We start from the raw sequence: 21,436 nt of genomic DNA, 5'->3' as shown, positions 1-21,436 counted from the left end.
GTGCCATGTCACCTGCCCGTATCGTGTGTATGCGTCACGGACAGACCGACCACAATGTGGCTCGGCGTTTCCAGGGCATGTCCGATGTGCCGTTGAATGAGTATGGTCGCGAGCAGGCCAGGCGTGCAGCCGGTGTGCTTGCTCAGCGCGTGACCAGTGCGCCTGCCGGTGTGGGAATTTCGGCTGCCGCCACCTATTCCGTCGCACGTGTGGTGGTGGCCAGCTCACCGTTGAGGCGGGCGGCTGAAACTGCCCAGATCGTCGCGGCGGCGCTGCGTCAGCGTGGGACGACGGTTGACGGTGTTCATGCTGATAAGCGCTTCATCGAGCGCTCGTATGGACGTTTTGAGGGTGCGACGATTGAGCAGATCCGTTCTTTAATGCCGGTGTTTTTCGACCAGTGGTCCGCTACCGGTGAGTCTGCGGGTGCGGGTATCGAGCCGTCCGGCGAGGTGGGGGAGCGTTTTGCTGCAGGCGTTGCCGACGTGTCGCAGGGCATGGACGAGGGGGACGTGCTGATTGTCGTGGCGCACGGGTCGGCGATCTCCCGAGGCTTGACAACGCTGCTCGGTCTGGATGCGGGTTCTTTCCGCGGTTTGCGGGGCTTGGATAATTGCCACTGGTCGGAGCTTGTTCCCGATCGCAAGCACGGTGGCTGGCAGCTGGCTGCGTACAATGTGGGGTGGAGCGAGCAGGCAATCGGGGCGTGATCACCTGCACATCGTGTGAATTGTGCGATGGCGTCCTGATTCGCTATAGTGAACAGGTCGCCTGTGGTGACACCCATTTGGGGCTATGGCGCAGTTGGTAGCGCGCTTCCATGGCATGGAAGAGGTCAGGGGTTCGAATCCCCTTAGCTCCACCACGAGCACACTGAATTGATACAATTGCGCAAAATTAGGGTTTTGCGCAAAGGTGCGCGCAAAATTTGAAAACGCGCGCAAAATCTAAAAGTCCTGCTCGCAGGCATAAAAATAGGGCTGACTACCTGAGTGGTGGTCAGCCCTTTTGTTTTGCGTGGCTCTAATAGCTGTCTGCTGGGATTTTTATTTTGGTGCCGTCAGCAAAGATTACGCTCGCCTTGCCCGATGGTGTGATCTGGATGTGCTGGCAAAGAGCACGCAGGGTTGTTCGATCAAAGTCTTGGCTGAGGGTGGCGTTTTGGATGGTTTTCTTAAACCTGGTGAGTTTGGCTTTGATGCCGTGGCGGCGCTCAATTTCTACCTGAGTTGTTTCGTAGGCGGTAATGGCTTCACGTTGGCGGGCTTTGAGCTGGGTGAAGCGCTCTTGGTAGTCGTCTTGATTTTGGGAGTGATGAGCGTTGCGGGTGATGGCTTGGTTGATGAGCCTGGTAGTTACCTCGATTTCACTTGCTTGCTGTAAGGCTTGTTCTTCTAAATCGGTGGTGTCTGATGTGGTGGTAATCAGGTAGTCCCAGTCGATGAGTTGCTGGCTTTTGATGAGCTTGGCGAGTGTTGTTTGGAAGATTGTCTGCAACTGACTATCGCGTAGTACGGGCATTTTCTTTGGGTGAGGAACTGCGAATTTCTGGTTGCATTGCCAGACGATAGTCCGATATTTATCAGTGGAATGCCAGGTCTTACTGCCGTAGGCTGCGCCGCAGTGAGCGCAGTAGACCATACCGGTGAAGGCACGCTCGCGCCGGCCTTGGTTCGTGTTTTTTGCTAGCTCGTAGCGCACGAGTTCCCAGGTTTCAGGATCGATGATGGCTGGGTGAGATCCGGTCACGTAATATTGTGGGACTTCACCTTCGTTGGTTTTGCGCTGCTTGGTGAGGAAATCTACGGTGAAACGCTTTTGCAAGAGTGCATCGCCTTTGTATTTCTCGTTGGTGAGGATGGAGTGGATGGTGGTGTGGCTCCATTTTGCCCGCCGCATCGGTGTGGGAATCCCATCCGCTTCCAATGATGTCGCTATTTGGGGGATGCTCATGCCTTCGAGGTATTGGCGGTAGATGCGGCGCACGATTTGGGCTTGCTCAGGGTTGATTACGGGCTTGCCGTCTGGGCCGCGATTGTATCCGAGGAAGTTACCGTAGGGCATATAAACTTTACCGTCTTGGAAACGCTTCCTGTGACCCCACGTGACGTTCTCGGAGATAGATCTGGATTCTTCTTGGGCAAGGCTCGACATGATGGTGATGAGTAGTTCGCCTTTGGAGTCGAGTGTCCAGATGTTTTCTTTCTCGAAAAACACCTCCACACCCTTATCCTTCAATTTCCTCACGGTTGTCAAAGAATCGACGGTATTACGGGCGAAACGGCTCACGGACTTGGTGACGATCAGGTCGATGCGACCAGCTAAGGCGTCGTCGATCATGCGGTTGAATCCCTCGCGGTGTTTCGTGGAAGTGCCAGAGATTCCTTCATCGGTGTAGATGTCGACGTATTGCCAGCCGTCGTGATTTTTGATGTAGTGCTCGTAATAATCCACCTGCGCGCTAAAAGGTAGGGGGATTTTCGACACTTACCACATTTACTACGACATGACCGAGCCTGGGGGGATGCTCGAGCTGGACTATGCGCGTTTCGTAGCAAATCCAGCCGAATGGCGGATAGGTGTATATAACGCGCAGCGCGGAGAAGAAATATATTTTTCACAGATTCAGGTGGATTCGGAGCAAAAACTAACCCACGTATGCAAGGCTTCGGGATCCATGCCTATAGCTACACCAGTCACTTATATTGCAGGTGAGGCGTGCATGGACGGAGCAATAGGACGCTCTGGCGGAATTCCTTTGGACGTGGCGCAGGCAGATGGTTACGAAAAGTTCCTGGTTCTATTGACCCGACCGCGGGAATACGTGAAAGAAAATCGTCTACCTGATTTGGCGTACCGCTGCTTGCTAGCGCGGTACCCGCAGGCAGCTCAGAGTCTTATTGAACGCCCTATAAATTACAACCGAACCCGAGCCGAACTAGACCGTTTGGAGTCCGAGGGAAAGGCTTATGTGTTTTATCCGCAGCATATGGGGGTGGCGAATTTTGAAGATAATCCCGAGAAACTGGAAGAAAGCTTCGCCGCCGGATACGAACAGATGCGAGGGGAACTCCCAAAGGTCAAAGAGTTCTTAGGGATGTAATTAGAGCGGGTCTGCCTGACTTAAATCCCGCGATGAACGCGTAAAACTTTCGCAAACTAGGATTCCTCTGCGTGGGATTTTGAATGGGATGTAGAGCGAAATTGCAGAATCTGAACACAAGGCTATTATGGCAGGGTGAAAGATAGCTGCCGGGTGTTTGCTCGTGACGTAAAGCGGATTTTCGCGGTTCCGCGATCCCTGATTATGGTCATCGGTATCTTGGTCACCCCAGCCCTGTACACTTGGCTGAATATTTTGGCCTTTTGGAACCCCTACAACGCGACGGAAAACCTACCCATAGCGGTAGTGAACAACGATGTGGGAACGGAATCCGCACTAACTGGTCAGCTAAATGTTGGCAACCTGGTAGTCGACAAATTGTCAGAGAATAAGCAGCTGGGCTGGCAGTTTACTGATCAAGCCACAGCCAATCACAAAATCAGAACCGGGGAAGTTTATGCGACTTTTGTCATCCCTAAGACCTTTAGTAAAGATTTAGTTGATATTTTCAGCGGCCAGCTCCATCAGCCGACCATTGAATACAACGTGAATGAAAAGAAAGGCGCCATTGCCCCCAAAATTACCGGTGCGGGAGCAAATGAACTCGATATTCAAATCACCTCAACTTTCCGGGGCAAGGTAGGCGAGGCCATTGCGCAAGCTTTGCGCGACGGTGCCCTAGAGATCGACGCAAATATTGCTGGTGCTGAGGGCAGTGCTTTAGATGCCTTGAGCGGTATTAACCGGGATCTGGTCGATGCGCAAGGCACCTTGGATTCCGCCAGTGCGTCTGTGACGGGTTCCTTACAGACTATGAAAAAAGTCCGGGCTACGCTGGCTGCAGCTGACCCGGCATTGGCTGATGTTTCCGCGGCTTTAAGTGATGCGCAAGGAATTTTAGGGACGGTCGTCTCTGATGCTTCCGAGTTTGCTGCTCAGGCGGGACAAGCCAGTATTAACGCCCAAAAAGCACTCAATGAATCCTCGGCGGCGGCGGATTCGGCGGTCTCCAATGCGACAAATAAACTTACCGAAATAGACTCGCAGCTGCAATCCGGAATTAAAAGAGCGAATACCTCGATAGAGAAAATGCGTGAGCAGATTGCGATTTTAGAAAGATTCCCGCAGACACAAGAGCTCGCTGCAGAGTTGAAATCTCGGCTGAACGAGATGCAGGATTTGCTCGACAAGGTCGGGAAAACCGGGGCGGATGCCACCAACGCTAGCAAGGATTTGCAGGCACTGATGAAATCCTTTAATCAGGCTCTGACGGACGCGCAACACGGCGCCACTGGTCTGCGGGAAGAGTCCACTCGAACCGCATCTCAGTTAAACTCCCAGGTGACGCAGCTGTCGGCGCAGCTGGGAGCCATCAACTCCGCGGTGAGTACCGCGCGGATTTCCCTTAAAGAAATTTCTACGCTTACCCGCGGAATCGATGACCAGATTGGGGACACCCAAAAGGTGCTTGATCAGGTGCAGGACGACCTGAACCTGCTGTCCAATACGGCTAGCGGGGCGCAAAACGATGTGGCGACTCTGGCTACCGCGCTTCGGACGGGAACTTTGAAAACAGTCATTGGGCTCGATCCGACCAATATCGGATGCTACTTAACCTCGCCAGTAAAATTCGACCAGAAGCCCCTCTTTCCCATCAACTCATATGGTTCGGGAATGGCGGCTATGTTCCTCAATCTGTCCTTGTGGATTGGTGCGCTCATCCTGGTCATAATTTTCCGGGTAGAAGTCGATAAAGAAGGCTTTGACTGGTTGAGTTTGCGCTCGGCTTATCTGGGGCGCTTCATGCTCTCCGGGGTGCTGTCCATAGGGCAGGGGTTAATTGTCAGCGTAGGCAGTTTGCTGCTGGGAGTGAAAGCCGCCAACGCTCCCGCTTTCATTGCTACCTCTATGCTGATCGGCCCGTGTTATTTGGCAATTATCTATGCTTTAGCAGCCGCGTTCAGTCACGTGGGACGAGCCCTGGCAATCTTGCTGGTGGTGTTGCAGATTCCCGGTGCCTCGGGCATTTATCCGATCGAGCTCATGCCCAGATTCTTCCGCCAGCTTTCCCCGATGCTCCCGTTTTCTTACGGCATCAACGCGATCCGAGAGACTATCGGCGGGTTCTATCACGGGCGGTTCTGGCATGTTATGGCGGTTCTATTGCTCATGAGCGTCACCATGTTCCTTCTAGGGTTTGTGGGGAGGCGTCGTTTCGGTTACTTCACCCAGCTGTTCTACGATGATTTGGCTCGCACTGAACTGGTCGTGAATGAAGACGTTCAGCTACAAAGTCGGGGTTACCGCTTGAGTAACATCATTGCGCTGCTGGCGAACCGAAAAGAATTTTCCACCCGTATCCGGCGACGTCAAGAAGAGTTCAATGCCCGCTATCCCGCTTTGATTAAGGGACTGAGTAGCGTGGGGATTTTGGTACTGGTTGTGCTCGGGATGATTTCCTGGCTCACCTCCGCCAGTAAACCCGTGCTCCTGGGATTAGTAGCGGTTTGGGGAGTGGCCATCATGGGGACTCTGGTTGGCGTAGTTGTACTAAAGAGCTCAATCGAACGAGCCGAGGGACTGTCGCATCTGACGGAAGATGAACTTTTCGAGAGTCTAGCCCGCCAGCGAGACGCGAATGCTATCAAAACCGCAAATCGGTCGGAGAACCTGAGCAGCGAACATTACCGCAGTCGCAGTAAACGTCGCCTCATTAGCGCGTCTGTGCGGGTAGACGCTGCGGATGATAGTTCTGAGCAGTCGGCTGGCGAATCCGATGCCTCCGCAACCAGCGAGGAGACGCGATGAACGAAGTACTTTTCATCATCCGAGACGATTTCTGTCAGATTCGCAGCAGCATTATGGTTCGGATTTCCCTGGTCCTGTTGATTGTCGTGCCCATGTTCTTCACCTGGTTCAACGTGTTGGCTACTTGGGATCCCTTCTCAAATTCGGGACAGCTGAAGATTGCTGTGGCTAACACCGACGACGGTTACACCAGCAAGATACTGAACGTCAAAGTAAATGTGGGAGACACGGTACTTAAGGAACTGGCAGTAAACGACCAGTTTGATTGGGTAATAACCAGTAAAGATCAGGCTTTGGAGGGTGCGCGCTCGGGGGAATATTACGCGACAATTGTGTTACCGGCGGATTTTTCAAAGTCCATGTTTACCTTCTATGCCGGCGGAGCAGCCCCGGCAAATATCACGCTGTACACCAATGAAAAGAAGAACCCGCTCTCAGCCAATCTCACCACGCAAGGCGCCCAGGGAGTCACCGCGCAGATCAACACGGTGTTTTCGCAAACCTTGGCAGAAGCCACCGTGGCTATCGCTGAGGACGTGTCCTCTTATCTAGAGCATGCTGATACTCAGGCAGCTCTGGATCGGCTGAGCAACCACCTCCAAACCCTCTCTGCAGAACTGAATTCCGGGGCGAACACCGTTAGTTCTCTGTCTACCTTGATAGGTTCGGCGGTGCCACTCGCCACCGGAGCAAAACAGCTGGCTGCAGGGGTGCAGGATTCCTTTGAGGAGGCTGTTGACTCCACATTTGATTCCGGGAAAAAAGGTGCCGGCGGAACAACCAATCCCCTCGCATCCGTATCCTCTGGGCTCGACGATGCTGTGAGACTGGCAGAAGGCAATATCTCCGATCTGCAAAAGCAGTTAGACGAGTTGCTGAATTCGGCCAATAGCACCAGCCAGAGCAGTGCGGACACAGTCGAACAGCTGAAAACTTTGTTGGATAAACAAATCGCTGGCTTCCAACAAACACGGGACGCACTCGAGCAGGCACTGGGACCGGACGGGGCGGATTTAGAAGGGAAGGATCCAGCCGTTGACCGATTGCTGTCCGAGCTGGACGCGGCGATAGCTCGCCAACAAACCTTGTCCGAGCGACTGGGCAGTATTGCATCTGACCTACGCAGGGGAGTAACCCTCGATTCTGACCTGAGAGAGAAAGCCCGCCAAGCCATAGCAGACGCGCAACAGGCTATTGCCACCGCTCGATCCAATTTTGAGAAAAACTTACAGCCAAGAATTGAGAGCCTGCGTAAGAACCTGGATTCTGCCGGGAAAAATGTGAAGATTTTCCGCTCCTATCTGCAGGCGGTGCAAACCGATCTGTCGGAAAGTGCGGGCGGGATGATAGCGAGTATGCGTCGGGCTCAAAATAGCCTGGACAATACCGCGACAAAGATGCGTGAGGGAGTCCGCCGCTTGGATCAGGCTCGGGAACAGATTTCGTCTGCCCAGTCGCAAGGGGACTTGAAAAAAATCGTCACCACGTTAGGAGCTGACCCCAAAGATTTTGCCCGATTAATTTCGTCCCCGATAGCGGTAAAACGCAATGCGGTGTTCCCAGTCGCCACCTTTGGGGTGGGGATGACTCCGCTTTTCACCGTTATCGCTCTATGGGTGGGGGCGCTCCTGGCGGGGGTTTTCCTGCGCACTGATGTTTCTGAGAATGTGGCTAAACGCTATCTGGCCAGCAGGGGAGTCCGGAAAGATCCTGATGCAGTCGCCGGTGCGGATGCGAATGCAGAGGAATTGTCCCGGTCGGAAGGGGCGGAAACGAAGGCAAGTGAAACCGCACCTACTCCCGATGCGAAAACAGCCGCGAAAGCCGCAGAAAAAAAGTCTATATTTACCGGGGCGCAAGAATATCTGGGGCGTTACTTTATGTTCTGGGTAATTGGGATGGCACAATCCACATTGCTGATGGTCGGGCTGATTGTGTTTGTGGAGATTGAACCAGCCCATCCCTTCCTGCTGATTTTGGCAGGCTGGGTTATTTCCACCGTCTTTACCGTTATCGTTTATACGCTGGTGGTGGCACTGGCTAATGCGGGTAAAGCCTTAGCAGTGTTGTTACTGGTGCTACAGATTTCTGCCGCTGGTGGAGCTTATCCGTTGGAACTATTGCCGCAATGGTTCCAAAACATCAGTCCCTGGCTGCCCGCCACCTATGCGATTAATTTGATGCGTTCAGCTATCGCCGGGATTTATGCAGGGGATTTTGCCTATAACCTGGTGATGATCCTGGTGTTTGTGATTCCGAACTTAGTGCTCGGTCTGGTATTACGGCATACGATTGCCGGGCGGATCCACGATATTGCCAAAGAGGTCGAAAAAACGAAAGTCATGTAGCCAGGCGCACACCGGGCACCTCCCACTCCGTCCAGCACGGGAATAAGTTTTTCCTCCTGCCCAAAATCCGAAAAAGACAGCGTCTTTTTCGGATTTAACGCCCGCCTAGCCGACTCGGATAAAACTTATTCCCGTGCATAATGGTGGGGTGGGCAAGTTTTACAGGAACCGATCTTTTGTCCCGCTTAATACCTACGCTCCCCGGCACAATCAGCTAGGCAGGTTATCTTTGGCTTGGCGGGTGCTTTGGTCAAAGTCCTCAACGTTATTGGCAGAGTTTGCCCCTAAGGGCGAAGACACCGAAGGAACCTTCTTAAAAGTCAGTGCCGGATCATAGGGCATGGGGCGCTGACCTTTGCGGCGTGCCGCTGAAATAAGAGTTGCCACCCAGGACAGTAGCGTCCAGATTGCCAATACCACTAGCGCCTTACCTAAGTGCAGTTCTCCGCCCGCAATCGCCGCGCGAATAGTGCGCGCCACATGGGTCATGGGGAGCAGCGGGCTGAGGAACTGGAAGAACCTAGGGGCGGTTTCTACCGGGAAGGTAGCTCCGGTAGAGGTGATTTGCAGGCAGAGCAAGATTACCGAAAGGGCGCGTCCTCGATATCCGAGGGCGGCTACGCAAGCCTGGTTCACTGCCACGTATCCGATAGAAGCCAGTACCGCTATCAAGATTAAGGCCCCGAAGTTTTGGGCATCTAGCTTTAGGAACAGTTGCAGCCCAGTTACTACAGTAACTGCTTGCAGAGCGCCAAAGAGCGCCCCGATAGCCATAGACCGGAAACCACATCTCCAGAAGCTCTCTTCGGGGTGACGCCGCAAAGCCAGGGCGGGGAAAATCAAGAAGATAGCAATCCCGCCGATCCACAAACATAGCGCCATGAAGAAGGGGGCGAATCCGGCACCGTTATCGTGAACCGGATTTTGGCGTACCGATTTCACGTCCGCGACCCCACTAGCGGCCTTCGAAACTTTTTTCGCCTGTCCCTTATCTACAGTGGGAACCTGCTCAGCGCCATCACGTAGTCCATCTTCTAGGCTGGAAGCACCGGTGGTTAACTTGTCGATTCCTCCCGCTAACTGTTTTCCACCCTCGGAGGCTTTGCCCGCACCCTGGGAAAGCGAATCAAGGCCGCCGCTGAGAGCATTAGCCCCCGTGCGTAACTGTCCGGAATTTTTATCTAGGGTAGAGGCTCCGGCAGAGAGTTTCTGAACCCCCCGTTGCGCCTGGTCTAATCCGTTCGCCAAGGCATAAGTGCCATCTCTTAGAGTCGGTTTTTGCTTTCCGGTCGAGCCTGTGGGGTAAGGGCGGTTTGCCGGCTAAGTTCCTTAACTCCTTGATCTGCTGCGTTCAGCTTCGCCTTCATTTCTTGTGGATCAGCCTGGGAAAGTTTGTCCGCGATCGTCAGCAGGCCTTGACCCTTGGTGATATTTTCGGACAGCTGCTGCAGGGCGATGCCCTGTTTGTTCGCTAGTTCAGTAAGCAACTGGCACTGGGGGAATGACGGAAGTGCCGCCGGGGGCACCTGGGCGCATTTGTCCGCTGCTTGTTTAAGTTCGTTCAACAATTGGTTGATTTTGGCGGTATCGATGTCGGCTTGCGAAAGTGGGGCTAAAAGATCCACCAAGTCATTTCCGGGTTAATACCTGAATTGTGTGTATAAATTCGTTATTTTTTTGGGGTTTGATCAAGGGTTATGACGGTTTGAATATGCTTTGAGAGCATATTGTGTGAAGAGTGCTTGTAATCGACCGGTTTGTGGTGTATGCGGACAAAGGCTTGTAAAGAACGGTAAGACTAGCTCTAGGCGAACTAGGTGGCGTTGCCTGGCCTGCGGGTCCTCGGCAGTTAAATCACGTCCTGATATGAGCGCTAGAGCCCAAGCAGACCTGTTTATAAAATGGCTGCTAGAAGGCTATTCGGTTAGCCAACTCGGGGTAGCTAAAACCTCTTTTGCCACTAAATGCGCCTGGTGTTGGCAAGTCGAGGTGCCCAAGCCATCGGTCACTGGCGAGGTCTACGATCAGGTGCTACTTGATGGAATCTATCTTGCCTACGGCTGGTGTCTAATCACCGCTACCAACGGGGAAAAGATTATCGCTTGGCAGTGGTGCCAACGGGAAAACTCTGCCGCCTACCAAGCATTAATGAACCGGCTACCAGCCCCGACGGTAGTGGTAACCGATGGCGGGGCAGGCATCATCAAAGCACTACGTTTGACCTGGCCTGAAAGTCACATCCAACGCTGTCTTTTGGGTCTGCTGAGGGTTTGGTTGACAGTTTTCCTTCTGATTTTTAGGCCGCAAGGGATGCGGCTGGTTCCATGATTGTTTCGTATTCGATTGGTGTCAATTTACCCAGTGCTCGTTGCCGTCTTTTCCTGTGATATGTCCGTTCAATCCAGTGAGTGATCGCGGCAGATAATTCACGGCGCCTGTTCCAAGAGCCACGATCAAGAACGTTCTTTTGTACAAGAGCGAAGAAAGATTCCATCGCAGCGTTATCCCCACACGCTCCAACTCTGCCCATAGATCCCCTCGCGCCGTAAGATTTCAGCGCGGCACGGAATATTCTAGAACGAAATTGCGAGCCACGATCAGAGTGAACGATTACGCCATGGGGATTGCCTCGTTTCCTCATCGCATCATCGAGCGCCGCCACCACGAGGCGTGATTTCATTCGCCCACCGGTCGCATAGCCCACGATTCTTCGCGAGCACAGGTCTTTGATCGCACACAGATACAGCTTGCCCTCTTTGGTCCAATGCTCCGTAATATCTGTAGCCCACGCAACGTTGAGCGCATCAGCGTGGAAGTGACGCTGTAACAGGTCATCATGTACTGGAGCACCCGACTTCTTCCCACGCAGCTTACGCCTAGCGATCACCGAGAACACCTGAGCATGAGAACACAAACGCCATACTCGACGCTCAGAAATCTCTATCCCTTGATCATGGAGCTCGTCTGCTATCAGGCGGTAACCAAATTCAGGATCGTCACTGTGAATCTGGCGAATCTTGTCTATAAGCTCTACTTCTTGGGCTTGCCTGTCCGAAACTGGCTTAGCAGCCCATTTATAAAATGCTTGGCGGGAAAACCCCAGTACCCGAGCCGCTACCGTCAAGGTCGCCTTACCCGCCTTGATCAGCTTTTCCACGGTCGGGAAGACCCTTTTGGGCGAATCACCTCTAGAGACAGGTACGCCGCCGCGGCACGTAGCACTTCGTTTTCCATCTCCAACTCGCGAATCCGTTTCAAAGCCTGGCTCATCTCTTTAGCCACTACCGGATCAGCACACGGTTGCATCCCCTGATGCCTGCAACCTCGCATCAGTAATCCATTTTTGCAACGAGGAACGCGAGATCCCCAAATCAGCACACACCTGACGGCGAGCAACCCCAGACTCCACCAACGCCACAGCATCAGCTTTGAACTGCTCTGAATACAACTTCGACATAATCAACATCCTTCCCTGCCCCGCCCCAGCAAAACAAACTAGACGTCAACCAAACCCTCAGCAGACCCCCTACGACTCCCTCTGCCTAATTCTACTTCGAGGAGATGATCTTCACCGTGGCTGACAGCTCGTTTGGTCTCAAGATCATTCTGGAGGGTGAAAGCGTGTTCAAGCGGGCCACAGACGATATTGAGGTGGCGGGCAGGGCCGGGACGCTGATCCGCCTCGGCGGCTGGCACTACACGTCGATCACGTTGCCACTCGCAATCAAAGGCGGCCTGGCGGCCTACCACAAGGTTGCACTGGCCCTGGGGTGGGCGGTAACCATTCACCTGTCCAACCAGCCCGGTGCGTTACACCAGGTCAAGCACCCCTCCATCAGCCCGCTGCGCACGGTCATGTTGTCGTGGGGATTCTTCGAGGCGCACCAGGTGTGCGAGCCGTTTAGCTACCTCGATTCCGGGCTGATCGCCCACACGCTCACCGCCTCTGGACAGGTCACCAACCCCGGACTGCTCGACGCGGTACCAATCATCACGATCAAAGGCACCGGGGCGATGACACTGACGGTCAACGCCGCCACCTACCGCGTCCAGTCACCGGCAGGGCAGATACCTTGGACTCGGCACAAAACCAACTTCAACAGCTCATTCAGGGGTACGTGCACCAGGTTCTGCGGTCTACTCGTGAGGTGCCTAAGGTCTATCCAAAGGTGATGCGGATCGAGGACCACAGCCTGCCGATCCGAGAAACGATCCACGATCAGGTTGAGGGCTGCGCCGATTTCGTGGTGCGCCGCACCTATGGTGGCTGGTTCAAGTCCCTAATGGAGTCTGAATCATTCGACTCTTACAGCGGAAAGTACGTGTTGGCGAAGCTCCTGAACACCTCCTCAAGCATTGTGTGGTGGCATCGCCTGCACCCACACGCAGGTGCATTCGTCTACTACAACCCGAAGGATCGCTACTTCCCGGTCTTCGTTGCCCTTGACACCGATGGTGTCCACTGGATTATCGAGGGTAAATCCGAGAGGGGACGAGAAGGCGCGGTTGTGCAAGCAAAGCGCAAGGCTGCGGAATCGCTCGTCCGTCGATTGGTCGCCGAGGATGCCTTCGAAGGCCAGCAATGGGGCTATCTCATCGCGTATGAAGATGACATTGCTGATTCCGATTCGTGGGAAGACCTCAAGACTCGGAGCCAGCCTGTGAGCAACGCTTTATAGCGCGATGTGTGCGCGCCTGGTCGCGAGCTACTCACCGCGTTGACGCTAGCTGCCAAGCACGAAGCGGTGGCCGAGGCCCGGCTCGGTGAGGAAGTAGCGCGGGGCGGAGGAATCCTCCTCGAGTTTCTGGCGGATCTGCGACATGTAGACGCGCACGTAGCCGGCCCCGTTCGTGTATTCGGGGCCCCACACGTTCTCGAGCAGTTCGTCCTTGCGTACGAGCTGATTGGGGTGGTTCACGAGGTAGCTCACGATGCCCCACTCGTGCGGGGTTAGGCGCACGGGCGTGCCGTTGACGGTCGCGGTTTTTGCGGCGAGGTCGATCGTGAGGCGACCGTCGGTGGTCGTCACGACGGGGGAGGGGGAGCCCGACGTTCGCCGCCTGAGGTTGGCGCGCAAACGCGCAAGGAGCTCCCCGAGCGCGAAGGGTTTGGTCACGTAGTCGTCGGCGCCGCGATCGAGCGCCTCAATCTTCGTGTAGGTTTCGTGGCGGGCGGTCACGACGATGATCGGGACGTCTGACCAGCCGCGGATCCCGTCGATGACGTCGAGGCCGCTCATGTGCGGCAGGCCGAGGTCGAGGAGGACGGCCTCGATCGGGTTGTCGGCGGCCATGACGAGCGCCTCCTCCCCGGTCGTTGCCGTGAGCACCTGGTATTTGCGGGCCGTGAGGTTAACGGTCATGGCCCTGGCCAGTGCCGGATCGTCCTCGACGATGAGAATCATGACGCGCTCCCAACGGTGGTGGTCTCGTGTGCGGGGGTGGGCACACTGTCGGTGGTGGCTGGGGTGATCGTGAGCGGCAGTGACAACACCATTGTGAGCCCACCTCCTGGAGTGTCGTCGGCGGTGAGTGTGCCGCCCACGCCTTCCGCGAGCCCGCGCGCAACCGCGGCGCCGAGGCCAAGCCCGTGGCTGTTCGTCGTGTCACCGAAGCGCGTGAAGGGCGTGAACAGGCGCGCCTTGCTCTCTTCGGTGAGGCCGGGTCCGTAATCGATCACGCGAATGAGGATACGCTCGCCATCCTGTGTCGCGTCGATCGTGACCCCCGAGTCGGTGTGTTTGGCGGCGTTGCTGATGAGGTTCTCGAGCACGCGCTCCATGAGCGCCGCATCCGTCGTGATTGCCGGCAGTTCGCGCGGGACGCGCTCGTCGAGCGAAGGCGGCACGAGGGAGGGGTCCATGTGGCGGAGGGTTTGGGCAACCAGTTCGGCGGGTCCGACGGTGACTGCCTTAACCTCGAGCTTATTCGTGTGGATGCGCGACATATCCAGGAGGTCCGCGACGATCCGATCCAGCCTGTCCGAGGACGATTCGATCGCGCGCAGAAGCTCCACCTGTGCGTCGCGGGGAAGATCAACGTCGTCGAGGAGGAGACCGGAGACGGCCGTTTTAATCGTCGCGAGCGGGGTGCGCAAGTCGTGCGAGACGGCCGTCAAAAGCGCCGTGCGCACGGAGTTCGCGGCCTCGAGCTGCCGGGCCTGCATGCGGGTCCGGTTGAGCTGCGCCTGGGTCATGAGGCTCACGAGCCGGCCCGAATAGGCTTCGAGGAGCTGCTGCTCACTCGACGTGAGCGGGCGGCCAACGAGGGCGAGAACGTGCTGGTCGTCGAGCGAAAAGGCTTCGTCGGCGAGCGTGACCGAATTGATCCGGATGCCCACTTCGTACTCGGGCACGAGCGTCGTGCCCTCGACGGTGGCGAGGGCGACGCCATCCTGGCCGAACGTTGCGGCGATCTGCTCGAGGATCTCCTGAATGCCGATCCCGTCGCGGATCACGGAGCGGGCAAGCTCCGTCATGAGCTGCGCGTGCCGGCGCGCCTCCTGGGACTCGCGCTGGCGGCGCACAGCGCCGTCGACGACCTGGGCGACGAGGACCGCGACGAGCACGAACACGATGAGCAGGAAGATGTTCTTCGGTTCCGTGATGGACAGCGTGTGCGTGGGTGCGGTGAAAAACCAGTTGAGCAATAGCGCGCCGCCGATGGCCGTCGCGAGAGCCGGCCACAGGCCACCCACGAGGGCGACGACGACGGACGCGAGCACGAAGCTCATAATCGCCGTGGGCAGGTGCGCCGTGGGATCGCCGAGCGCGAGGTTCGCGAGGGTGACGACGATCGTGAGAATGGTCGCGAGTACCCAGCCTGTCGCGAGCCGCGCGGGGGAGAGGCTCGTGGGCGGCGCGGGAGCCGACCAGTGCGTGGCGGGCGGGTCTACGGCGACGATGTGCACGTCGATGTCGCCGGCACCGTCGATAATCGTGGCGCTCGTGGACCGCATGAGCAGCCGCTGCGCGAAGCCCTGACGCGAAGCGCCCACAACGAGCTGACTCGCGTTCACGGTCGTGGCGAAATCGAGGAGCGTGCGCGGGACGTCATCGCCCGAAAGCACGTGCCACGAGCCGCCGAGAGATTCGGTGAGGGAACGCGCTTCGCTCATCTGCTCGGGCGACATGCGCGGCGGGCCATCCGCCGCGAGGACGTGAACGACGAGGAGCTCGCGGCCGGCGATCCGCCCGGCGATGCGGCGGCCACGGCGAATGAGGGCGGCAGTCTTCGGGCCGCCGCCCACGGCCACGAGGATCCTCTCGCGCGCCGCCCACGGCTCCTTGATGCCTTCCTCGCTGCGGTACTTCTCGAGACCATCGTCGACCTGATCGGCGAGCCACAAAAGCGCGAGCTCGCGAAGCGCCGTGAGGTTCCCCTTGCGGAAAAACTTGCTGAGCGCCGCATCCACGGTCGCGGGCCCGTACACCTGCCCCTGCCGCAGCCGCACGCGCAGCGCATCGGGGCTCAGGTCGATCAGCTCGACCTCCTCCGCTTCGCGCAGGACCGGATCGGGAATCGTCTCGTTTTGCACGTGGCCCGAAATGTTCGTGACCACGTCGTTGAGGGACTCGAGGTGCTGAATGTTCACGGTTGAGATGACGTTGATGCCCGCATCGAGCAAACGGTGAACATCCTGCCAGCGCTTCGCCGTCGTATCCTCGCCGTGCACGGTATGCGCGAGCTCGTCCACGAGAACGACGTCGGGCTTACGCTCGATAATCGCCGGAACATCAAGCTCGTCATACGTCGAGCCGCGATAACTCACCCGCCGAGGCGGAATCACCGGCAGCCCCTCAAGCCTCGCGGCGGTCCCCGAACGCCCGTGGGTTTCAACGACGCCCACGACGACGTCCTCCCCGCCCTTCAGGCGGTCGTGGGCCTCCTCGAGCATCGCGCAGGTCTTACCTACGCCGGGGGCAGCCCCCAGATACACCTTGAGTACACCGCGCACCGTGTTCATGTCAGTCCTTCGCCGCAAGCAGGTCGAGGTTCAGGTCATTGACGTTGACGACCTCTTCACCTGCAAAGCCGAGGGTTCGCCCCTGGGTGTGCTTCTTGACGAGCTGTTCAACAGCTGACCGCGAAAGCCCCGAGTTCTTCGCCACTCGTTCGATCTGGATGAGAGCATACTCCGGGCTGATGTGCGGGTCGAGACCGGAACTACTCGCGGTCACCGCATCCGCGGGGACAACGGCCTCATCAACGCCGTTCTCGCGGGCGATAAGGGCGCGCTGCTCAGCGATCTGCGCGGTGATCTCCTCACCGACAGGGCTCAAGTTCGAGCCGCCCGAAGCCAAACCGTCGTAGTCGCCCGCCGACATCCGGGGGTGGAACAGGGCGGGATCCTTCGACGTGTCCTGAGCGATCAGAGACGACCCGACGGTGCGGCCATCGAGGCTCATCATGGAACCGTCGGCATTGTGAGCGAACGCCCGGCCAGCGCCCCACACGGCCGCTGGATAAAACAGGCCAAGCACAACGAGAAGGGCAAGAAGAATGCGCGTGGAGCGCCACATGACGGAGACGATGCCCGAGAGTGTCGAGTTCATGAGTTTTCCAATCGAGAGAAAAACGACAGTGGTGGTGGGGCCGAGCCGGAGAGGTCACGAGAAGCGGTGCCCTCGCGGCTCGGCCCTCATGGTTAGAGCCCGGGAATGATGCTCACGACGAGGTCGATGAGCTTGATCCCGATGAACGGAACGATGAATCCGCCCAGGCCATAGATGAGCAGGTTGCGGCCGAGGAGCTGGTTTGCAGAACCCGGCCGATACTTCACGCCCTTGAGCGCGAGAGGAATGAGCACAACGATGATGAGCGCGTTGAAGATCACGGCCGAGAGGATCGCCGACTCGGGTGAACTCAGGCGCATGACGTTGAGCAGATCGAGGCCGGGGAACACGCTCACGAACATCGCGGGAACGATCGCGAAATACTTCGCGACGTCATTCGCGATCGAGAACGTCGTGAGAGCACCGCGCGTGATGAGAAGCTGCTTGCCGATCTCGACAATCTCGATGAGCTTGGTCGGATCCGAATCGAGATCGACCATGTTGCTCGCTTCCTTCGCGGCCTGCGTGCCCGTATTCATGGCCACGCCGACGTCGGCCTGCGCAAGCGCCGGAGCGTCATTCGTGCCGTCACCCGTCATCGCGACCATGTTGCCGCCGCGCTGCTCACTGCGGATCAGCGCGATCTTATCCTCGGGCTTTGCACCCGCGAGATAGTCGTCAACACCGGCCTCTTTCGCGATCGCACGCGCCGTCAGCTCGTTGTCGCCCGTAATCATGACGGTGCGAATGCCCATCTTGCGAAGGTGCGCGAAGCGCTCCGTCATGCCTTCCTTGATGACATCCTTGAGGTGCAGGCTGCCGAGCACGCGGCGGGCCCCGGCCTTCTCTTCGGCCACGACGAGGGCCGTGCCACCGTCGGAAGAAATCTCCCGCACAGTTTCGTTGACATCCTCCGTGACGGTTCCGCCCTTCGCGGTGACCCACTTGAGGATCTCGGAAGCCGCGCCCTTGACGATGCAGTGCTCGGGAGTGCGCTGCACGCCGCTCATGCGCGTTTCCGCGCTGAACGGGATGAACTCAGCGTTTCGATACTCGCTTTCGGGAATCGGACCAACGCCCATGGTCGTCGTCGCGAACTCCACGATCGAACGACCCTCGGGGGTCTCGTCCGCGAGAGAGGACAATAGCGCGCCGTAGGCAATCTCGTCCTCGCTCACGCCCTGGGCGGGAATGAACGCGCTCGCCTGGCGATCACCCAACGTGATCGTGCCGGTCTTGTCCAACAGCAGAGTTGTCACGTCGCCAGCGGCCTCGACCGCACGGCCCGACGTCGCCATGATGTTGCGGCGCATGAGCCTATCCATGCCGGCGATACCGATCGCCGAAAGGAGCGCGCCGATCGTCGTGGGGATAAGACACACGAGCAGGGCGATGAGAACCTCGATCGGTTGCTTCGCGCCCGCGTAATCGGCCATGGGAACGAGCGTCGCGACGACGAACAAGAAGATGAGCGTGAGCACCGAAAGGAACGCCGAAAGAGCGATCTCGTTCGGGGTCTTCTGCCGCTGCGCGCCCTCGACGAGGTCGATCATGCGGTCCACGAACGTGTTGCCCGGCTTCGAGGTTATGCGTACCTCGATCTCGTCCGAAAGGACGCGCGTGCCGCCCGTGACCGCCGAACGGTCGCCGCCGCTTTCGCGGATCACGGGAGCGGATTCGCCCGTAATCGCAGACTCATCGACCGTCGCGGCACCCTTGACGACGTCGCCATCGCCCGGGATCGTCTCGCCCGCACACACCACGACGATGTCACCGGGGCGAAGATCCGCGGCGGGCACCTCCTCGATGCTTCCATCCTCGAGGCGCACGCGGCCCACGGCCGCTGTCTTCGCGGAACGGAGCGCATCGGCCTGCGCCTTACCTCTCCCCTCAGCCACAGCCTCGGCGAGGTTCGCGAACACGACCGTGAGGAACAGCCAGATCGCGAGCGAGAATACGAACACGCTCGGCTTGAAAAAGCCCACGATGATCGTGATGAGCGCGCCCATCTCGACGATAAACATGACAGGCGTGCGCACCATGTGCGCGGGGTTCAACTTGCGCAGCGCCTGCGGGAGCGCCTTGGCAAGAGCGCGCGGCGTGAAGACTGATCCGGAATTCGCGGTCTTCTCCTCGTGAGGCTGCGAAGAAACGCGGTCGGTCACCTGTACCTGAGTCATTACATGAGTCCTTCAGCAAGTGGTCCAAGAGCGAGCGTCGGGAGGAAGGACAGGCCGGTCACGATGAGCGCGATGCCGGCCATGACGCCTGCAAAGAGAGGTGTGTGAGTGCGCAGGGTGCCGCGGTTGGTCGCGACAACCTCCTTGGAGGCGAGCTTGCCCGCGAGCGCCACCACGAACAGCATCGGCAGGAAGCGGCCAAGCAGCATGACGAGGCCCAGCGCCACGTTGAAGAACGGCGTGTTCGCATTGAGGCCTGCGAAGGCGGAACCATTGTTGTTGGACGCCGACGTGAACGCGTAAAGCACCTCGCTGAAGCCGTGGGGGCCGCCGTTGGCGAGCGACGCAGCCGTCGACGGCAGGGCGATGGCGACTGCCGATCCCACGAGCACGAGCACGGGCACGACGAGGATGTACAGGCTCATAAGCTTGACCTCGGTCGGGCCGATGCGTTTACCCATGTAGACCGGCGTGCGGCCCACCATGAGCCCGCTGATGAACACGCTCATGATCGCGATGACGAGCATCCCGTACAGGCCGGAACCGACGCCGCCCGGCGCGATTTCACCGAGAAGCATGTTGAAGATCAACACGCCGCCGGAAATCGGCTCGTAGGAGGAGTGCATCGAGTCCACGGCGCCCGTTGAGGTGAGCGTCGTCGCGGTCGCAAACAGGCTCGAACCGACGATCCCGAAGCGCGCCTCCTTGCCCTCCATCGCGGCGAGATGATCGCCCGCGAAGTGAAGCTGGAGGGCGGTCGTGGCGGCGAGCGAACCGATCGCGAGAACAGCCATCGCGCCGAGAACAGCCCAGCCCTGACGCTTGTCGCCCACCATGATTCCGTAGGTGCGGGGGAGGGCGAACGGGATAAGCAGGATCAGGAAGATCTCGATGAGATTTGTGAGGCCGTTCGGATTCTCGAACGGGTGCGCGGAGTTCGCGTTGAAGAAACCGCCACCGTTCGTGCCGAGCTCCTTGATCGCTTCCTGGCTCGCGACGGGCCCGCCGGGAATGATCTGTGTTCCACCGGTGAGGGTGTGCACGTGCTGGGCGGCGTTGAAGTTCTGGATGGCGCCGCCGGCGATCAGAAGGATCGCGCCGATGAACGCGATCGGCAAAAGGATGCGGAAGTTACAGCGCACGAGGTCAACCCAGAAGTTACCGAGCTTATCCGTGCCGTGGCGGGCAATACCGCGGATGATCACGATAGCCACGCAGATTCCGACGGCGGCCGAAATGAAGTTCTGGAACGACATGCCCAGCATCTGCGTGAGATGGGACATCGTCGTTTCACCGCCGTACGACTGCCAGTTCGTGTTGGTCACGAACGAGGTTGCCGTGTTCCACGCCTGCGTCTCTTCGACGGGGCCGAGGCCGTGCGCCATGGGCAGCCACTGCTGAACGCGCTGCAGGATGTAGAGGCCGAGCACACTGAGGAGGGAGACGGCGAGAATGTTGCGAAGGTAAATTCGCCACGAGTGCTCGCGGTCTGTTCGGATCCCCGCGAAGCGGTACACGAGCCGCTCCGGCCACAGGTGGCGCTCAGAGGTAAAGGTGTGCGCCATATACGCGCCGAGCGGTCGATGCACCGCGACGAGTGCCGCGATGAGAACGAGGATTTGAACGAACGCCATGACTACCCGAACCTTTCCGGTCGAATGAGTGCATAGGTCACGTACACGATTGCGGCTGCGCAGATGAGCAGCCAGGCGATATCGAGGATGGTCACAGCAGGCTCACCGCCGATGCGAGGCCCAGGCATCCTCCGAAGAATACGGTCGTCAATACGACAAACACAATGTCGAGCACGGTATGGCTCCTGAATGGTGCTGCCGGAAACCCTCCGGCGTGGCGGATCCGCAACCGGGGTACCCGGTGTGCGAAGTCGCTCGGTTGAGCGGCACTGCTATTGAACGTCGAGGTCGCCCGGGCCCGAATGAAAACTGACGCGTTCTTGACGCGGCGCCGATTTTTCCTGACACATTCTTGACACCGCCTGGTCAGAGCTCACATTTTTTCTGTTTCTTGCCGCGCGCGTGCGTGAGGTGCGCCCCGTGAACTTGGAGGCGGGGCGTGGGGCCGCTATGCTGCTGTAGTTCGAGTAACAGGGGCCTTTAGCTCAGTTGGCAGAGCATCGGACTTTTAATCCGCGGGTCGCGGGTTCGAGTCCCACTAGCTCCACCACTGGACGCTCATTGTGATTCACAATGAGCGCTTTTTGGGGTTAATGCCCGAAATGTGTGTATGGGGTGGGCGTGTCGCGGGGTGTTTAGTGTCCTGCCCAGCCTTTTCTGATGTGTAGTGATCCGTCTTGGTAGTTGGTGTCGTAGTCGGTGGCGGTGTCGTAGCGGGCTGGTGTGCCGGAGTTGTCGGCACGCGTGGTGAGGGGTTTGCGGGCTGGTGGCTGGTAGTGGCTGGTGAGGTAGCAGTCCCGCTTGTGGT

The 21,436-nt window shown here is 57.9% G+C and carries 16 protein-coding genes, 2 tRNA genes and 1 pseudogene; 9 read left to right on the top strand and 10 right to left on the bottom strand.

The genetic code is table 11. The annotated features are described in order from the left end of the window. The first annotated feature begins 5 nt into the window (after window positions 1-5). Window positions 6-710 (top strand): histidine phosphatase family protein, encoded by a 705-nt coding sequence (locus tag AC1EJ1_RS09890; protein ID WP_285014700.1) that lies wholly within the window; start codon window positions 6-8, stop codon window positions 708-710. A gap of 79 nt (window positions 711-789) precedes the next feature. Continuing rightward, window positions 790-865, top strand: a tRNA-Ala gene (locus AC1EJ1_RS09885). Between the two features lie 158 nt (window positions 866-1,023). Here the strand turns inward: AC1EJ1_RS09885 and AC1EJ1_RS09880 are convergent. Next, window positions 1,024-2,487, bottom strand: a complete 1,464-nt coding sequence (locus AC1EJ1_RS09880) for a recombinase family protein (RefSeq protein ID WP_285014701.1) — start codon at window positions 2,485-2,487, stop codon at window positions 1,024-1,026. A gap of 37 nt (window positions 2,488-2,524) precedes the next feature. Here AC1EJ1_RS09880 and AC1EJ1_RS09875 point away from each other — a divergent pair, with 37 nt between their 5' ends. The 3 genes from AC1EJ1_RS09875 to AC1EJ1_RS09865 all read left to right on the top strand — a co-directional run bounded on the left by AC1EJ1_RS09875 (window position 2,525) and on the right by AC1EJ1_RS09865 (window position 8,259). Beyond that, window positions 2,525-3,103, top strand: a complete 579-nt coding sequence (locus tag AC1EJ1_RS09875) for a DUF6363 domain-containing protein (RefSeq protein ID WP_285014702.1) — start codon at window positions 2,525-2,527, stop codon at window positions 3,101-3,103. 135 nt (window positions 3,104-3,238) lie between these two features. Further along, window positions 3,239-5,911, top strand: a complete 2,673-nt coding sequence (locus AC1EJ1_RS09870) for a YhgE/Pip family protein (RefSeq protein ID WP_480295776.1) — start codon at window positions 3,239-3,241, stop codon at window positions 5,909-5,911. Next, entirely contained in the window at window positions 5,908-8,259 is a 2,352-nt protein-coding gene (locus AC1EJ1_RS09865; protein ID WP_480295775.1) for a YhgE/Pip family protein, read from the top strand. Before AC1EJ1_RS09870 ends, AC1EJ1_RS09865 begins: the two co-directional genes overlap by 4 nt. 210 nt (window positions 8,260-8,469) lie before the next feature. On the opposite strand, the gene AC1EJ1_RS09860 is transcribed toward AC1EJ1_RS09865, so the two are convergent. Together AC1EJ1_RS09860 and AC1EJ1_RS09855 are read right to left on the bottom strand one after the other, a co-directional pair. Further along, window positions 8,470-9,507, bottom strand: coding sequence for a YhgE/Pip family protein (locus AC1EJ1_RS09860; protein ID WP_480295774.1), 1,038 nt, complete (start codon window positions 9,505-9,507; stop codon window positions 8,470-8,472). Window positions 9,508-9,524: 17 nt separating this feature from the next. Further along, complete coding sequence (locus AC1EJ1_RS09855) at window positions 9,525-9,887, bottom strand: hypothetical protein (RefSeq protein ID WP_480295773.1); 363 nt, start codon at window positions 9,885-9,887, stop codon at window positions 9,525-9,527. A 103-nt stretch (window positions 9,888-9,990) separates the two neighbouring features. On the opposite strand from AC1EJ1_RS09855, the gene AC1EJ1_RS09850 reads away from it, so the two are divergent. Continuing rightward, on the top strand, window positions 9,991-10,587 hold the full coding sequence (locus AC1EJ1_RS09850) for a transposase-like zinc-binding domain-containing protein (protein ID WP_480295772.1): 597 nt from the start codon (window positions 9,991-9,993) through the stop codon (window positions 10,585-10,587). Here AC1EJ1_RS09850 and AC1EJ1_RS09845 read toward each other — a convergent pair. Next, window positions 10,556-11,716: pseudogene (locus AC1EJ1_RS09845) on the bottom strand (IS3 family transposase). The gene AC1EJ1_RS09850 and the pseudogene AC1EJ1_RS09845 sit on opposite strands and share 32 nt — an antisense overlap. Window positions 11,717-11,832: 116 nt before the next feature. Between AC1EJ1_RS09845 and AC1EJ1_RS09840 the strand changes: the two are divergent. Together AC1EJ1_RS09840 and AC1EJ1_RS09835 are read left to right on the top strand one after the other, a co-directional pair. Then, window positions 11,833-12,432: a hypothetical protein gene (locus AC1EJ1_RS09840; RefSeq protein ID WP_480295771.1), complete on the top strand. Its 600-nt coding sequence runs from the start codon at window positions 11,833-11,835 to the stop codon at window positions 12,430-12,432. Beyond that, window positions 12,432-12,938, top strand: a complete 507-nt coding sequence (locus AC1EJ1_RS09835; RefSeq protein WP_480295770.1) for a hypothetical protein — start codon at window positions 12,432-12,434, stop codon at window positions 12,936-12,938. The genes AC1EJ1_RS09840 and AC1EJ1_RS09835 overlap by 1 nt, the downstream gene beginning before the upstream one ends. Before the next feature lie 45 nt (window positions 12,939-12,983). Here the strand turns inward: AC1EJ1_RS09835 and AC1EJ1_RS09830 are convergent, their stop codons facing one another. The 6 genes from AC1EJ1_RS09830 to AC1EJ1_RS09805 form a co-directional block, all read right to left on the bottom strand. Further along, entirely contained in the window at window positions 12,984-13,664 is a 681-nt protein-coding gene (locus tag AC1EJ1_RS09830; protein WP_058236515.1) for a response regulator, read from the bottom strand. Continuing rightward, window positions 13,661-16,225 carry a DUF4118 domain-containing protein gene (locus tag AC1EJ1_RS09825; RefSeq protein WP_480295769.1) on the bottom strand — a complete coding sequence of 855 codons (2,565 nt, stop codon included), beginning with the start codon at window positions 16,223-16,225 and terminating at the stop codon, window positions 13,661-13,663. Before AC1EJ1_RS09825 ends, AC1EJ1_RS09830 begins: the two co-directional genes overlap by 4 nt. A 1-nt stretch (window position 16,226) precedes the next feature. Further along, window positions 16,227-16,814, bottom strand: a complete 588-nt coding sequence (locus AC1EJ1_RS09820) for a potassium-transporting ATPase subunit C (RefSeq protein WP_285016373.1) — start codon at window positions 16,812-16,814, stop codon at window positions 16,227-16,229. A 92-nt stretch (window positions 16,815-16,906) separates the two neighbouring features. Next, window positions 16,907-18,994 (bottom strand): potassium-transporting ATPase subunit KdpB, encoded by a 2,088-nt coding sequence (gene kdpB, locus AC1EJ1_RS09815; RefSeq protein ID WP_480295768.1) that lies wholly within the window; start codon window positions 18,992-18,994, stop codon window positions 16,907-16,909. Continuing rightward, entirely contained in the window at window positions 18,994-20,628 is a 1,635-nt protein-coding gene (kdpA, locus tag AC1EJ1_RS09810; RefSeq protein ID WP_480295767.1) for a potassium-transporting ATPase subunit KdpA, read from the bottom strand. The genes kdpB and kdpA overlap by 1 nt, the downstream gene beginning before the upstream one ends. A gap of 2 nt (window positions 20,629-20,630) precedes the next feature. Next, the gene (locus AC1EJ1_RS09805) at window positions 20,631-20,756 is read right to left on the bottom strand and encodes a potassium-transporting ATPase subunit F (RefSeq protein ID WP_082628504.1); all 126 of its coding nucleotides are present in this window, start codon (window positions 20,754-20,756) and stop codon (window positions 20,631-20,633) included. A 345-nt stretch (window positions 20,757-21,101) separates the two neighbouring features. On the opposite strand from AC1EJ1_RS09805, the gene AC1EJ1_RS09800 reads away from it, so the two are divergent. Next, a tRNA-Lys gene (locus AC1EJ1_RS09800) sits at window positions 21,102-21,178 on the top strand. The last annotated feature ends 258 nt before the right edge of the window (window positions 21,179-21,436 follow it).

The sequence above is a fragment of the Pauljensenia sp. C0170B4 genome (genome assembly GCF_056590235.1).
The sequence above is the reverse complement of the archived record's forward strand: the minus strand, read 5'-3'. Positions and strand labels throughout refer to the sequence as shown.